At 67.2% G+C, this 14,651-nt stretch carries 11 protein-coding genes; 6 read left to right on the plus strand and 5 right to left on the minus strand.

Features of this window, described 5'->3' with window-relative positions; genetic code table 11:
• Window positions 1–19 precede the first annotated feature (19 nt).
• Together QSJ18_RS14315 and QSJ18_RS14320 are read right to left on the minus strand one after the other, a co-directional pair.
• On the minus strand, window positions 20–1,351 hold the full coding sequence (locus QSJ18_RS14315) for a serine/threonine-protein kinase (protein ID WP_286327204.1): 1,332 nt from the start codon (window positions 1,349–1,351) through the stop codon (window positions 20–22).
• 104 nt (window positions 1,352–1,455) lie between these two features.
• Window positions 1,456–1,824 (minus strand): GNAT family N-acetyltransferase, encoded by a 369-nt coding sequence (locus tag QSJ18_RS14320; protein ID WP_286327205.1) that lies wholly within the window; start codon window positions 1,822–1,824, stop codon window positions 1,456–1,458.
• Between the two features lie 88 nt (window positions 1,825–1,912).
• Between QSJ18_RS14320 and QSJ18_RS14325 the strand changes: the two genes are divergently transcribed.
• Window positions 1,913–3,382: a sensor histidine kinase gene (locus QSJ18_RS14325; RefSeq protein WP_286327206.1), complete on the plus strand. Its 1,470-nt coding sequence runs from the start codon at window positions 1,913–1,915 to the stop codon at window positions 3,380–3,382.
• The gene (locus QSJ18_RS14330; protein ID WP_286327207.1) at window positions 3,379–4,494 is read left to right on the plus strand and encodes a hypothetical protein; all 1,116 of its coding nucleotides are present in this window, start codon (window positions 3,379–3,381) and stop codon (window positions 4,492–4,494) included. The genes QSJ18_RS14325 and QSJ18_RS14330 overlap by 4 nt, the downstream gene beginning before the upstream one ends.
• A 23-nt stretch (window positions 4,495–4,517) precedes the next feature.
• Here the strand turns inward: QSJ18_RS14330 and QSJ18_RS14335 are convergent, their stop codons facing one another.
• From QSJ18_RS14335 to QSJ18_RS14345, 3 genes are read right to left on the minus strand one after another with little or no spacing between them, the layout of a single operon-like run.
• Window positions 4,518–5,519 carry an alpha/beta hydrolase gene (locus QSJ18_RS14335; protein ID WP_462476083.1) on the minus strand — a complete coding sequence of 334 codons (1,002 nt, stop codon included), beginning with the start codon at window positions 5,517–5,519 and terminating at the stop codon, window positions 4,518–4,520.
• Window positions 5,520–7,433 (minus strand): ABC transporter ATP-binding protein, encoded by a 1,914-nt coding sequence (locus tag QSJ18_RS14340; RefSeq protein ID WP_286327208.1) that lies wholly within the window; start codon window positions 7,431–7,433, stop codon window positions 5,520–5,522.
• A complete protein-coding gene (locus tag QSJ18_RS14345) occupies window positions 7,426–9,165 on the minus strand; it encodes an ABC transporter ATP-binding protein (protein WP_286327209.1) in 1,740 nt (579 codons plus the stop codon). Before QSJ18_RS14345 ends, QSJ18_RS14340 begins: the two co-directional genes overlap by 8 nt.
• Before the next feature lie 782 nt (window positions 9,166–9,947).
• On the opposite strand from QSJ18_RS14345, the gene QSJ18_RS14350 reads away from it, so the two are divergent.
• From QSJ18_RS14350 to QSJ18_RS14365, 4 genes are all read left to right on the plus strand, one after another.
• Entirely contained in the window at window positions 9,948–10,658 is a 711-nt protein-coding gene (locus QSJ18_RS14350; RefSeq protein ID WP_286327210.1) for a hypothetical protein, read from the plus strand.
• A 284-nt stretch (window positions 10,659–10,942) separates the two neighbouring features.
• Complete coding sequence (locus QSJ18_RS14355) at window positions 10,943–12,586, plus strand: ATP-binding cassette domain-containing protein (RefSeq protein ID WP_286327211.1); 1,644 nt, start codon at window positions 10,943–10,945, stop codon at window positions 12,584–12,586.
• A 1-nt stretch (window position 12,587) separates the two neighbouring features.
• Entirely contained in the window at window positions 12,588–13,460 is an 873-nt protein-coding gene (locus QSJ18_RS14360) for an ABC transporter permease (RefSeq protein ID WP_286327212.1), read from the plus strand.
• Window positions 13,457–14,329: an ABC transporter permease gene (locus QSJ18_RS14365; RefSeq protein WP_286327213.1), complete on the plus strand. Its 873-nt coding sequence runs from the start codon at window positions 13,457–13,459 to the stop codon at window positions 14,327–14,329. The genes QSJ18_RS14360 and QSJ18_RS14365 overlap by 4 nt, the downstream gene beginning before the upstream one ends.
• The last annotated feature ends 322 nt before the right edge of the window (window positions 14,330–14,651 follow it).

Genomic DNA, 14,651 nt, shown 5'->3' on the forward strand with positions numbered 1-14,651 from the left:
CGGGTCGTGATCGGTTGGATCAGGACGAGCTGTCGGTGGTGAAGCCGATCACGAGAAGGCCGATCGAAATGAGGAGGCCCACGACGCCGAGGACGACTCCGGCTACGGCGTTGTTGCGGTTCGCGTACGGAGTCGGGCCGCCGTCGCTCTCCTTGATCGATCGGATGCCCAGCACGATGCCGAGGATGTTGAGCAGCCCTAACGTACAGAACCCGATGAAGATTCCGACGATGCCGATGATCAGGGCGGCGGTAGCCTTCCGATCTGTCCGCGACAAGGGGGCCGGTGTGAACGCGGGGACGGTTCCGTACGCAGGTGAGGAGACGAACCGTGGGGCCGACGACGGTGCGGATGGCGGCGAGGCGTACGGAGGTGGGGTGGGTCGTGGGTCGGCCGGTCGGCCGACCGGTGGGATCGGCGGTGGGGGACTCTGCGTCGGCGGAGTTGGTACGGGAGGGGCCGATGCCGGGGCGAACATGGTCGCGTCTGCCGGGCGGGCCCGGAGCGCGGCTTCGAGATCCGCCGCGAAGTGTTCGCACGAGGTGTACCGGCGAGCGGGTTCTTTGTCGAGGGCCCGCGCGAGCACCCGGTCGACCTGCGATGACAGGTCTGGGCGGCGGGTGGTGATCGGCGGTGGCGGGACCGACAGATGCTGGTGGATGAGCATTGCCGGGCTGCTGTTGGCGAATGGGGTTGAGCCGCACAGCAACTGGTAGGCGGTGCAGGCCAGCGAGTACTGGTCGGCGCGACCGTCCAGGTCGTCCCCGGCCAGCTGTTCGGGGGAGGTGTAGGCTACCGATCCCACGGTGAGGTTCGTCGAGGTGAGGTGGGAGTCATCGATCATGGGTCGGGCGATACCGAAGTCGGCCAACATGATCCGGCGCTTGGACGGCGAACGCGAGGACCCGGCCGGGTTAGTGATGAGGATATTCGCCGGTTTGACGTCGCGGTGCAACAGCCCGAGCGCGTGGGCGTGATCGAGCGCGTCGGCCACCGCGCCGATGATCGCCGACACTTCGTCGGTGGCCAGCCCGTTCGGCGAGTCGCGCAGCAGATTCGACGCGTCGGTCCCGTCCACATAGGACATCGTGATCCACAACTGGCCGTCCGACTCGCCGCGGTCGTACACGCTGACCACATTCGGATGGTCGATACCGGCGGCGATGTCGGCCTCCCGGGTGAACCGGCGCCGGAACATCGGGTCGGCGGAGAACTGCTGGGGGAGGATCTTGAGTGCGTCGGACCGGGGGAGCCGTGGGTGCGTCGCGAGATACACCTCGCCCATGCCGCCCGCGCCCAGTCTGCGAACGATGTGGTAGCCGGCGAATTCCTGACCGGGTTGCAGCGTCATGACGCCACCGGCCGGTCGTCGGTGCGCCGGTCGCGCAGTTGTGCAGCGGTCATGACGGTAAGGGTAGTGCCCGTACCCGACAGTATCGGGACCGGTGCGCAATCTTAGAGCTGGGTTTCGAGCCAGCTCTGCAGACCGGGGGTCGCCGGTCGTCGGATGTCGTCGTATTCGGGATGTTTGTCGAGAAAGGCCGCGACCAGCGGACACACCCCGACGATGAGCAGGCCGGCGGCTCGGGTGGCCGCAACGGCTTCGGCCACCAGGATGCTCGCGAGCCCGCGGCCGCCGAATTCCTCGGCGACCTCGGTGTGGAAGAACACCCGTTCGATCGGGTCACCGTCCGCCGCATCCGGATTGCGGTGGTCACGGTAGGCGGTCAGGCCGGCGCGGGTGTCCGCGACGCTGATCTCGTAGAGGCGTTCGGTGGGCTGTTCGGTGACGACGACCTGGGCGCCGGTCTTGTCGGTGAGCATGGTCGCCAGCTTAGGCCGTGTGGTCCGGGTTGACCGCACGGGCCGTGGAGGGTTGGATACGCCGATTGGTTCCTTCGGGGGATTGCTGATGACCCGGATGACTGGAAGCGTGGTGGCGATGATGGCCAGGCCGACCTACGACCTGGAGCACGGCGGGGAATCGGGGAGGTGGGATGAGGCGATGAGCGTCGTCGGCGATGTCGTGGTGGCCTCGGGCGATCCGGGCGCCGATCCCACCGACAAGGTCACCTCACGTCGCCGGCGGATCGCCGATCAGCTGTTCGCCGCCGAACCCGGAGATGACGACCGCGCGCGGGTACAGCGGATCGGGGCCCGCTTTCTGGGTGCGGGTTTCGTCGGCTATCCGTTTGTCACCGCGGGCAATATCGCACAGTCCGCCCAGGTGGTCGCATTCTGGTGGGTGCCGCTGGGGGTGCTGCTGTCGATCGGCCCGGGTCTGCTGCTGTTCGCGTCCAGCTTCCGGTCCGGAATGGCGTGGCTACGACCACTGGCGCTGTTGTGCGCGGGCAGCTACCTACTGGCGATCGCGTTGTGGTTCATGGCCTGGAGCGGCGAACCGTTGGCCGACGCCGACCAGATCGCGGTCTGGATGCTCGCCTTTTGCGGGATGCCGAGTATGGTGCTGGCGCTCACGCTTCCACGTCTGAGCGTGGTGAACCTGGTGATGACGACCGCGTTGGCCAACACCGCGCAGCAGGTCGGCCGGTTCGGGCACGTCAACTCCGACCTGGTGCTGGAAGTCGTGTGGTCCTCGGCGTTCACCTCGGTCTTCATGGCGGTGGTCGTGGTGGCTGTGCGTACCGGGCAGACCCTCGACTCAACCCGTGAGGGTGCCTACCGCAAGGCCGCCGCCGCGGCGGCAGCAGCCGCCCGCGACGCCGAGCAGGCGCGCTTCGATGCGCTCATCCACGATCGGGTCATCGCAAGTCTGCTGGCCGTCCGCGCCGGCGGCGCCGACCGTCGGCTGATGGTGCAGGCCAGGTCGGCGCTGTCCGAGCTCGACCAGCTGGCGCAGGGACCGGCGGTGCCCGATCGGCATGGGCCGGTGGACCGTGACGAGGCCGCCCGCCGGATACGTTCGGCGGCAACCGACATCACCGATCGTGTCGACGTCGAGATCATGTCCGACGCCGAGGTGGTCGCGCTGCTCGATGCGGCAGGCACCGCGGACGACGACGCCGACGGTGTCGTCGATGCCGCTGCGGCGACCGCGACCGCCCGTGGCCCCGACCAGGGATACCCGGCCGACGTCGTCGGCGCGGTCGTGGAGGCGATGAGCGAGGCACTGCGCAATGTCGTGCGCCATGTGGAGCACGACGCGCCCTGCGCGGTTCTGGTTGCGCTGGCCCCGGATTCGGTGAGCATGGCCGTGATGGATGACGGGGCAGGATTCGACACGGCCGGGATTCCGGCGGGCAGGCTGGGCATCGACGTCAGCATTCGTGGTCGCATGGCGCAACTCGACGGCGGCTGGGCCGATGTCCGGAGCACGGTCGGTCGGGGTACCACGGTGCAGATCGGATGGGAGCGCCCATGACTGTCCAGTCGGATGTCGCCGTGGTCAACACATTCGGAATCGGGTCGCGCCATCTGCGACTGGCGATGGCGCTGTTGGGTGTCACCTACGTGGTGATCACCGCCAAGGCCTGCCGCGACGTAACGGGAACGCCGAACTGGGCCGCACTGCTGGCGGGATTCGCGTTGTTCGTCGTGATCGGTGTGATCATCTTGTTCACCGTGGGTGACCCGCTGCCGGTGCGGCCCACCGTGGTGGTCTCGGTGCTGGTGCCGGCCGCGGTGGTGCTTGGGCTGGCGCCGTTACCTCATCCGCCGACCCATGTGATGATGACGGGCCCGCCGATCGGGACGTCGGTGATCATGCTGGCCTTCGTCGCGGTTCGCGGCCGCCCTGCAGCTGCCTGGGGTTCGAGTGCGGTCATCACCGTCCTCGTGACGGTGTGGTCGATCTGGGTCGGCGAGGGATGGGCATGGGGGCTGGGACTGACGATGCCCGGCTACGCGATCATGATCATGGGGTCGTTGTTCTCGGTGATGTTGCGGCCGATGTCGAGACAGATCTATGTCCTGCGGCGCCGGGAGGAGCGTCAGGCGGCGCACGATGCCGCCGCCGCGGCCGCCGCCGAGGTCCGCGAGCGAGAGGTGGCCATCTTCGACGACAGCGCACGTCCGATCCTCACCGCGATCGTCGACGGCCACGAGTTCTCCACCGACGAGGTGAAGCAGGCGCGGCTGCTGGAAGCGCGACTGCGCGACGGGATCCGGGCTCCGGGGTTTGACGTACCCGCAATGCGCGCGGCGGTGTGGGCGGCCCGATCACGGGGCGCGACGGTGACCCTGCTCGACGACGGTGCACTCGCCGCACTCGACGCGCGGGTACGGCGGCGAACCGGGGAAGATCTGATCGACGCGGTCGTGCGGATTCTCGACGAGGTGTCGGCGGGCCGGGTGACCGTGCGCATCAAGCCGCCGGGTCGGTCGCTGCTGGCGTCGGTCACGATCGACGCGCCGGACCGTGACGAGCGCGTCGACTTCGGCTATCCGGAAGGTGCGCTGCCAGACGGGATCATCGGCGATGCCGCTGATGGGTCGACGACGGCGTCGTCACCGCAGACCGTGTCGACCAGGTAGATGCCTGTTCACCGTCGGTCGGGTCACGACCGCAGCGCGGCCGCCAGGAACGGCCAGGAACGGTGCAGCTGGTCCTGCCAGTAGCCCCACGAGTGGGTACCGGTCGGCGGTACGTCGACCGTCGCCGGGATTCCCGACCTGCCGAGCGACTGGAGGAACTGCGCGGTACAGGCCAGTGTGGTGGCCTCGATGCCGCCGCCCACCAGGATCTGATCGGCCAGGGTCGACGGATCGGGGACATACCGCGGCGTATCGTACCGGCCGGGCAGGCCCGTCGAACTGGAGATGTAGAGCCGGGTTCCGCGCAGCTTGGCGGCGTTGAGTGTCGGATCGTGTGCGCGCCAGCCTGATCCGGTCAGCGGGCCCCACATGTTGGTGACATCGCCGCCGCCGCGGGTTTCGACGACCAGTCGAATGCTGTTCTGGCCGAGGGGATCGGCGGTGGTCAGACAGCCACTGTAGGCGGCCACCCCGCGATAGCGACCACGATGTTCGATGGCCAGATTCAGGACCGAGGTCGCCGAACTGGAGATGCCGCCGATGGCGTTGCGTCCCGAGGTGCCGTAGTGGCGGTCGATGACCGGGGGAAGCTCCGACCCGAGGAAGGTGGACCATTTGTGCAGTCCCAGTTCGGGATCCCGACGTTGCCAATCGGTGTAGTAGCTGAAGGCACCCTCGTCGGGGATGACGACGTAGACATTCTTGGCGGCGAAGAAGTTTACGATGTCGGTCTTGCGGACCCAGGTGGCGCGGTCCTCGCCTCCGCCTGCGCCGTTCAGCAGGTACAGCACGCCGCGAGGTGCCGAGGTGTCCTTGGGGGTCAGCACCGTCAGCCGGATGTCGCGCCGCATCGCGGCCGAATACACCACGATGTCGCGCACCCGTGAACCATCCAGCCCAGCCGAGACCAGATGTGCGGCCGGCGATGCCGACGCCTGCGCGAGTGTTGCCGGTGGCCTGATCACCGATGTCGCACCGAGTAGCGCGGTGGCGGTCAGCGTAGCGGCGAGTAGTCGTCTCAGCACTCAGATCTCCGTCATCTGGGCGACCCGTACGGGTGTCGGGTCGGTGGTGTCAACAGGTGGTGGCGCCGGCTGTGGTGGCGCCGGTGCGGCAGGCCGGGCGGTCCCGGTGACTGAATTGGTGTATCGCTGTGCGTAATACCCCTCGCGGCGCAGCAATTCGTCGTGGGTCCCGACTTCGACGACGCGGCCGTTCTCCAGGACGACGATGTGATCGGCCCGCGCGGCGGTGGCCAGTCGGTGGGTGACCATCAGCGTGGTGGTGTCGGTGCGGAGCCGGGTCAGTGCCCGCGCGATGAGCAGCTCGGTGTGCGGATCGGCGGCGCTGGTCGCCTCGTCGAGGATCAGGATTGATGGTGCGGCCGCGAAGGCGCGCGCGACGGTGACGAGTTGCTTCTCGCCGGTGCTCAGGTTCTCGGCGTCGTCGCCCACCAGGGTGTCCAGACCGTCGGGTAATGCGGCGATGAGTTGTGCTCCGGCACTGGCGGTGATCGCATCGGCGATTGCGGCGTCGGTCGCGTTCTTGCCGATGCCGTCGCCGGTGCGCATCTGCGGGACTCGCACCCCGTACGCGATGTTGTCGCGCACGGTCCCGGTGAACAGCCACGGTTCCTGAGGTACGACGGCCATCGACCCCCGAAGCTCCTGTCGCGACATCTCGGTGATGTCGAGATCGTCGATGAGTATGCGACCCGACGACGGTGTGCCGAAACCCTGCAGGAGTCGGGTGAGTGTCGTCTTCCCCGATCCGGTGGACCCGACGATCGCCGTGGTGGTCGCCGGCTTCAGCACGAAACTCACCGAATGCAGCACCTGTTCCTGTGCGCGGTAACCGAAGTCGACACCGTCGAAGACGATCTCCGGCGGCCGACGTCGGTGGGCGGGGACCGGCCCGGCCGGATTCGGTCCGGTCTCGTCGGGAGTGTCGTCGAGCAGTTCGCGGACATGGGCGGCCGACACCGTGGCGGACTGAATTCGCGGATAGAAGCCCGCCAGGGATCGGAGTGCGCTGCTCAGTTGTTGCGCCAGCAGGATGATCGCCTGCGCCACTCCCAGCGTGAGGGTGCCGTTGACGACGCCGATGCCACCCAACGCGGCGAGCGCCAGAAAGAGCAGCGCGTTGACGAAGGTGACCGTCGGCGCCAGGGTACCCGTCGACCACTGGGCCGATCGCGCCGAGATCAGCAGGCGATCGTTGAGGGCGTCGAACCGCTTCTGTGCGATGGCCTCGGCGTTGTGCACCTTGATCATTCGCCGGTTGCTGAGCTGCTCCTCGACACAGGCGGTGAGCGCGGCGGTGGTCGTCCACTGGTCGACGAGATGCGGGCGTGCGCGGCGTGCGACGAGCGTCGCGAGCGCCGCGGACACCGGGGCCGCAGCCAGCACGACGCACGCCAGGATCGGCGACAGTGCGAACAGCAGGATCGTGGTCGCGGCGATGGTGAGCAGATTGGTCGGCACGGTGACCAGTACGGGGCCGAGGACGGTGGTCGCGTTGTCGGTATGTGTGGTGAGTTTGCTGAGGAGTTCACCACGCGGTATCGCGTCGAGATGGGGGACCGGAAGGCGATGAACCTTGCGCTGCACCGTACTACGCAGGTGTGCGGCGCAACGCTGTACCGCGGTGTTCAGCATCCTTCCCTGACCCAGGCTGCAGACGAAGACACCGGCATAGACGGCGGTCTGCGCGCCGATCAGGATCCACAACAGCGACGACATCGGGCCGTCGGCATCGAGGCCGTCGAGGATCACGTCGGTGATCCGTGCGTAGAGCAGTGGCGCACAGACCGTTCCGACGGTGGCGAGGGTCGCGAGCAGGCTGATTGCCAGCGCTCGGCGAGGGCCGATCCGCAGTTGACCCAACATCCAGCGGAGGACACCTCGGGTGTCGGGCGGCCGGGTCGCACGATCAGCCATCGATCACCGCCTGCGCCGCTGCCAGATCGCGGTAGACCGCCGAGACGCGCAGCAAGTCGTGGTGACCGCCGATCGCGGTGATGCGTCCGCCCTCCAGGACGGCGATGCTGTCGGCGTGCCGTATCGAGGAGACACGTTGGGAGGCGATGACGATCGTCGCCTCCGGTGCGGCGGTACGCAGCCGGGCGATGATCCGCGCTTCGGTGTCGACGTCCAGGGCGCTGAACGGGTCGTCGAGCAGGTAGAGAACCGGGCGGCGCAGGATCGCCCGCGCCAGCGCCAGCCGCTGACGCTGGCCACCGGAGAAGTTCCGGCCGTCCTGGGTGACCTCGGATGCCAGACCGTGTGCGCGCGCGGCGACGAAACCGGCGGCGTCGGCGACGTCGAGCGCGGTCCACAGTTCGTCGTCGGTGGCGGCTGGGCGACCCAACCGGAGATTCTCCGCGACGGTGCCGCTGACCAGTGCGCTGCCCTGTCCGACGAAGGCGGTACGGGCGCGGATCGTGCGCGGATCGACGTCGGCGAGATCGACATCGCCGGCACGGATGGCGCCCGATGTCGGGGTGTTCAATCGCACCGGTAGGGCGAGCAGGCTGGACTTGCCGCTGCCGGTGCCGCCGATGAATGCGGTGACCGAGCCGGACGCGCAGGTGATGGTGACCGCGTCCAACGCCGGTGCCTTCGCGCCCGGGTGATGCAGGGTCACGGCGTCGAAGTGCAGTCGTGGCGCGATCGAGCCACCGCAGCGCCGTGGCAGATGTGCCCGCGGGGGGTGGGTCGTCGTGTGTTCGACGGCGTCGGGCGGTGTGTCGAGAACTTCGGCGACCCGGCTGCCGCTGGCGGCGGCCCGTGGCAACGTCCCGGCCAGGATGGACAGCATCGACACGGCGACGAGGATGTGCAACAGATAGCCGGTGGTCGCGGCTATCTGGCCGATCTGCATCTGCTCGGTGTCGACGAGTTTGGCGCCGACGGCCGCGACCAGCACGGTCGCGAGGTTGGCGATCACCGTGACCAGTGGTAGCAGGGCCGCCTGGAGACGCCCGGCCCGCACCGACAGTTCGGTGAGCTCACCGTTGGCGAGGTCGAAGCGGTCGATCTCATGCTCTTCGCGGATGAAGGTTCGGGTGACGGGTACGCCGATCAACTGCTCGCGCACCATGCGGTTGAGGGTGTCGACGCCACGCTGGATGGCTCCGGACAGGGGCAGGAGCCTGCGGATCAGGCTCACCACCGTGGCGACCAGGACGGCCCCGGCGATGGCGACCACCGGGGTCAGTGCCGATCCGCCGATCGTGGTGACCACCAACGCCCCCACCAGCATGAGTGGTGCGATGACCATCACGGTGAGGAAGGTGAAGATGAATCCCTGCACATTGGCGACGTCGGCGGTGCAACGGGTCAGCAGACCGCCGATCGAGAACCGGCCGGCCTCCCGATCGCCGAAGCTGGTGACCTGGGTGTTGAGTTGCCCGCGCAACCGATGCGCGATCGACGCGGAGATGTGCGATGCGAGATATGTGGACCCGAGGGCGAGCCCCAGGTTGGCGAAGGCGACGACCGTCATGACGACGGCGAGGCGCTCGATGGTGTCGATGTTGCCGCGCATGATGCCGTCGTCGATCATCGCGGCGTTGAGGGCCGGTGCGGCCAGTGTGGTGGCGACGACTCCCAGCTGGCAACCGATGAAGGCGAAAAGCGCGCGCCGGTGGTGTGCTCCTGCATTCTGCACCAGTCGGCGCAGAGTGTAGAAACTGTGCGCCCTGGCATCTTGCGCTTGTCCGCGCTCGATTATTTGGGTCAATTGTCCAGGTTTCTGGGTCGTTCGTCCAAACCAACTTCGCTTCCGGGTGTGAGCCGTGCAACCTCAATGCAACCAACGAATTCTTCGGCGGTTTCGTTCGCGCTGGGTTAATCCGAGGTCTGGCGTCCGGCTCGATTCTTGGTCAATTGTCCCGATTGGCGAATGACACTTGAGTAGGTATCAATCGCGGGGTATTCGGGGCGGGGCAATCGAATACTGGCGGTGAATATTCGTTGAACAAGAGAGCGGCGGGCGAACCGCCTCCCGCATGTAGAGACGGTTCGCCCTGTACTGCGGAAGCCCCTACTAGGCAGTAGGTTCGCTGCTTCCGCCGCTGGTCCCGCTGTCGAGCGAGCCGGTGATCAGCTCGCTGATAACGCCGGAAATGATGTCATTGATGTCGGTTCCACCAGCCATTGGTGACTCCTGTCATTGTGGGGATTTGCATTCTTTCTCGCGAACGATCAATTCGAACTGATCGAACGCGGCCCACCATACATGCATAAGCCGGTTAGTTTGCAACGTGAATGGATATTCAGGATTGATTAACGATCATAAGTACCGGTTAGAGTTTCTTTGTTAGAGAAGTCGAATTCCGCTTTAGCATTCGCAAAACTGGCCATAGGGTACGGTTCGTCAATCGCGCGTCGGAGGCCTGTGCTATCACTAATCCGTGATGCAGAACAGGTCCGATAGATGGGTTTGCGACAATGGGTGACCTCGCAAATCTGTGCGTTCGTGACCTCGGGCCGGCCGACGAGGCGTCGGCTCTGGAGGTCCTCGAGCGCAGCGTCGTCGAAGTGCCGTTGTACCGGTGGCTCCTCGGCGACGAATGCACCGCCGAGCAGGCTCGCCGGTGGTCACAGGTGCTCTTGGCGGTGCACCTGCACGACGGCGCCCGTGCTGTCTTCGCCGAGGAGCCCGGACGGCTAACGCCGCGCATGTGTGGGCTGGTCCTCTGGTCGTCGACCGATCACGCCCGCGGGGGCGACGCCGGTCGGCTGCACCGCCTCATCACCGACATGGGGCAGGCCGATGCGGGGTTCCTGCGCCGCTATCAGGAGATGGCGGCCGCCGACGCCGCGGCCTGGACGCCGCCGGCATCGGTCGACGTCGTCTTCGCGGCCGTCGCGCCGAATATGCGTCGTACCGGGGTGCTCGCCGATCTGGTCGACCATGTCGTCGCCCTTGCCGATCGGAACGGCGTCGCGGTGATCGCCAGGGCCAGTGATCCCGCTCTCGCCGCGACCTATGAGCGACGCTGGTCGACGACACCTCGTGCCGAGTTCGTCGTCACCGATGGACCCCGCGTGCAGATCCTGCAACGCGACCCCGTCCGTGACCACGATGGTCATCGCGGCCCCGCACATGCCGAACCCAACCGCGTGTCCGCGCGCTCAGCAGGCGATCGATCGTCGTGACCGGCGCGACGGCGGAGGTCACTGCTGCGTCACGTCGCGGACGCGAATCGGCAGACGTCGGCACCCGGCCACCGGCCACCCGGAGCGCCGAGGCCGATCAGGGCGTCGCGGTGCGCGTCGCGTCGGTAACTTCGGGCGGCGACCGAACGACAAAGGAGGGGAACCACGGCTTCGCGGACGTTTCGTGCGTACGTTTGAAGATAAGTACGGCTGTCGGCGCGCAGGCCGTCGGCGTCCGTACGCCGTGCCCCCCGTCCACGTTCGCCGACGTCGCAGAGGATGACATGCCCGAGGTCAACGGACCGCCAACGCCCTCATCCGCCGGGGAACCGCGCGTCCATCCCGACGCGCCGGAGCTCGCCGAATCGGATCCGTTCCAGTTGCCGGACCCGGTCCTCGCACAGTTGGGTCGGTGGCGTGTGGAGCGCGCAGAGCAGAAGGCCGGACGCTACCCGATGCCGCAGCGCGAGGACCCGCCGCAGGGCGAAGCGCCCTCGCAGCGTGCTGGGCAGCCACAACGTAACGGCTATGCGGCCCACAACGGAGTGACGAGCGACACGGTCGATGGCGTCGATGTCGGGCGGTCGGAGTACCCGGCCCAGGCGCACGACGAACGGCTCGGTCGGCATGCGGGATTCGGTGGCCCGCCGGCACCGCAACTTCCCAGGCCGGAGCCCCGGGAAGAGGTCTTCGCCGATTTCGAGGCTCCGACCGCGGATGTGCCGGCAGCGGACATCCCGACCGTGGCTGTTCCCGCCCGGCCCGCAGCTGCGGTGACGGGGCGATCGGATCCGGGGCGATCGGTGTCGGGGAGTTGGGTCGACCATCGCACCCAGCCACCGAACCAGGTCCAGACTCCGGTGCCCCAGACGCCGGTGCCCCAGACTCCGGTGCCCCAGACGCCGGTGCCCCAGACCTCAGTGCTCCAGACCCCGCAGCCCGGCGTCGAAACGGTCGTCGAGTCGGGGCCCGCGACACCGGCCCTCGCCATCGAGGTGCGCAACCTGCAGAAGCGGTTCAAGGACACGGTGGCGGTCGAGGACGTCAGCTTCACGGTGCAACCAGGCTCGATTGTCGCGTTGCTCGGACCCAATGGGGCGGGAAAGACCACGACCGTCAATATGCTGTGCACCCTGCTGAAACCCGACGGTGGCACGGCGACGGTGAACGGCCACGACATCGACACGCAGGCCGCTGCGGTGCGGAAGTCGATCATGCTGACCGGACAGTTCGCCGCCCTCGACGAGGCGCTGACGGGCCGGGAGAATCTGATCCTGTTCGGCCGGCTGCTCGGTCTGTCGAAGTCGGCGGCGCAGACCCGCGCCGACGAATTGCTCGACGCCTTCTCGCTGGTGGACGCCGGTGCCAAACGGGTCGGGCAGTACTCCGGCGGAATGCGTCGCCGGATCGACATCGCCTGTGGTCTGCTGACCGCCCCCAAGGTGGTCTTCCTCGATGAGCCGACGACCGGGCTCGACCCCCGAAGCCGGCAGGAGGTGTGGACCCTCGTCGAGAAGCTGCGTGATTCGGGTGTGACGATCCTGCTGACCACCCAGTATCTCGAAGAGGCCGACGTGTTGTCGGACAACATCGTCGTCATCGACAAGGGTCGGGTCATCGCCGAGGGCACGTCCGATCAGCTGAAGGCCTCGGCGGGTTCGGCGTACTGCGAGGTCACGCCCGCGCATGCGGCCGACGTGCCGCGGCTGCGCGAGGCGCTCGCCGATCTCATCGCCGCCGACCAAGCGCGGCCCACCGACGATCATGTGGTGGCGGTGCCCGCCCCCGATGGTCCGGAGACGCTGGTCGAGGTCATTCGGCGTACCGCGGAGGCGGGGATCGCGTTGTCCGACGTCGCCATGCGCCGACCCTCCCTCGACGAGGTGTTCCTGGCTCTGACCGACCCTCGGCGCGACCGGAGTTCGTGACATGGGTACCCCTGCCGCCGTCAACCCCCCAACCGCCGTCAACCCCCCAGCTGCCCACCGGTCGGGCGGGGACGCATCCGGTGCCCTCGCGCTGACCCTGCCGGTCGAACCGCAGGTCCGGCCCCTGCAGCAGTGGTGGGTGCTGACCCAGCGCGGAATCGCCAAGGTGGTTCGCAACGGCGAGTTCATCTTCGCGTTCGTCTCGCCCGCCTTTCTCGCGATCTGCTTCTACCTGCCGTTGCGCAGCATCATGGATTCCGCACCCGGAATGAGCTACGGCCAGTTCCTGATGCCGATCATCGTCTTGCAGTCGGTCGGCTTCGCGGCGTCGTCGGCGGCCATGCGCGCGGCCCTCGACAGTGCGGAGGGGATCAATACCCGCTTCCGTGTGCTGCCGATGTCCTCGGTGGTCCCGATGTCGGCACGGACGGTGACCAACCTCGTGCTCCTGGCGGTGTCGCTGGCGTGTGCCGCGATCGCCTGCCTGTTGATCGGATGGCGGCCCGAGGGCGGCGTCGCCGGGGTCCTGGGCCTGTTCGGTCTCGCGGCGTTGTTCGGCACCCTGCTCGCGCTGGTGGCCGACGGCATCGGCCTGCTCGCGGGCAGTCCCGAGGCGACCAGCCAGTCGATGGCGTTGCCGACACTCATCCTGGGCATGTTGTCGACGGGCTTCGTGCCGCTGTCGCAGTTCCCCGAGTGGATCCAGCCGTTCGTCCGCAATCAACCCATCTCGCAGCTGGCCGATTCGATGCGGGCGCTGGATTCCGGTTCGGCGACCTGGGACATCCTGCGTCCATCCATGTGGTGGTGTGCGGGCCTGGCGGTGACCGCCGTGGTGTTGCTGTGGCTGGGCAACCGGAAGGTGCGGACATGAGTACCGCGGCGGCAGCGGGTGTGCCGGAGACGGCTGCGGAGGTCCGCGAACGTCGGTGGCTCGCAACGACGGCGGCCGACGTTCCCGCCGAGGGGTCGGTGCGTGCCTGGTGGGCACAGACCCGGCCGTTGACCGGCCGGCAGGTCCTGGTCTTCGTGCGCGACGTACCGACGCTGCTGCAGTCGCTGATCTTCCCCGCGCTGAGCATGCTGATGTTCAAGGTCGTCCTCGGCGATGCGATCGGTTCGGCGACCGGGCAGAACAGTGCTTATGGCACGGTTCCGCTGGTCATCCTGGTCGGTGCGATGTTCGGTTCGATCGCGTCGGCGATGCGGCTCAACCTGGAGCGCTCCACAGGTTTGCTGGCACGTCTGTATGTGCTGCCGATCAATCGGGCGGCCGATCTGAGTTCGCGCGTGTTCTCGGAGCTGACCCGCATCCTGATGACGACCGTCGTACTGCTGGCGGTCGGTCATCTGATCGGTTTCCGGTTCACGCAGGGAGTAGGGCCGGCGATCGGGTTGGTCCTGGTGGCGCTCGCCTACGGGGCGGCATTCTCCACGCTCACCCTGGCTCTGGCGGTCAATGCGAAGCCGGGCGCGCCGCTGGTGCCGTATCTCGGACTGGTCTCCAGTGTGCTGATGTTCTTCAACTCGGGGTTCTCGCCGGTGAGCGCGTATCCGACCTGGCTGCAGCCGATCGTGGAGAACCAGCCGATGACTCCGGCGATCGAGGCGATGCGCGCGCTGGCCGCGGGGGGCCCGCTGACCGAGAGTCTCGTCAAGGTGACGATCTGGACGGTCCTGATTCTCGGGCTTTCGATTTACCCGGCATTGCGCGGTTACCGCAAGGCGGCGCGAGAAAGGTGACGGAATTGAAATCCAGCACGTCAGTCCAGAATTTCACTGCGCCTAATGAGATGTGCGATCTGAAATTATTGACACATTTCGACGATATGTCAGTTCTACTCGCGAGTAACCGATCGTACCTGGTCAGGCGTGGTCAACCGACACCCCTGCGGCATGGCGTAACGGTGCGTCGGGTATCCACGATGTCAGAGTGGAGTCGATCGGTGAGTAGGCTGGCGAGCCTGCCTTTCTGTCGGACGGAGGATTCATGTCGGCGGGCGACAACGGCGAGAATGGTCATATGAATGGTTTTTCGTTGTTGGTGCCGTGAGGTCTAATCGGT

The organism is Gordonia heveisoli, from assembly GCF_030315745.1.
GTDB lineage: Bacteria > Actinomycetota > Actinomycetes > Mycobacteriales > Mycobacteriaceae > Gordonia.

Excerpts from the sequence above, each read along its gene's own strand:
- QSJ18_RS14315 (WP_286327204.1), bottom strand. The coding sequence starts at position 1,351 with ATGACGCTGCAACCCGGTCAGGAATTCGCCGGCTACCACATCGTTCGC.
- QSJ18_RS14320 (WP_286327205.1), bottom strand. The coding sequence starts at position 1,824 with ATGCTCACCGACAAGACCGGCGCCCAGGTCGTCGTCACCGAACAGCCC.
- QSJ18_RS14325 (WP_286327206.1), top strand. The coding sequence starts at position 1,913 with ATGACCCGGATGACTGGAAGCGTGGTGGCGATGATGGCCAGGCCGACC.
- QSJ18_RS14330 (WP_286327207.1), top strand. The coding sequence starts at position 3,379 with ATGACTGTCCAGTCGGATGTCGCCGTGGTCAACACATTCGGAATCGGG.
- QSJ18_RS14340 (WP_286327208.1), bottom strand. The coding sequence starts at position 7,433 with ATGGCTGATCGTGCGACCCGGCCGCCCGACACCCGAGGTGTCCTCCGC.
- QSJ18_RS14350 (WP_286327210.1), top strand. The coding sequence starts at position 9,948 with ATGGGTGACCTCGCAAATCTGTGCGTTCGTGACCTCGGGCCGGCCGAC.
- QSJ18_RS14355 (WP_286327211.1), top strand. The coding sequence starts at position 10,943 with ATGCCCGAGGTCAACGGACCGCCAACGCCCTCATCCGCCGGGGAACCG.
- QSJ18_RS14360 (WP_286327212.1), top strand. The coding sequence starts at position 12,588 with ATGGGTACCCCTGCCGCCGTCAACCCCCCAACCGCCGTCAACCCCCCA.
- QSJ18_RS14365 (WP_286327213.1), top strand. The coding sequence starts at position 13,457 with ATGAGTACCGCGGCGGCAGCGGGTGTGCCGGAGACGGCTGCGGAGGTC.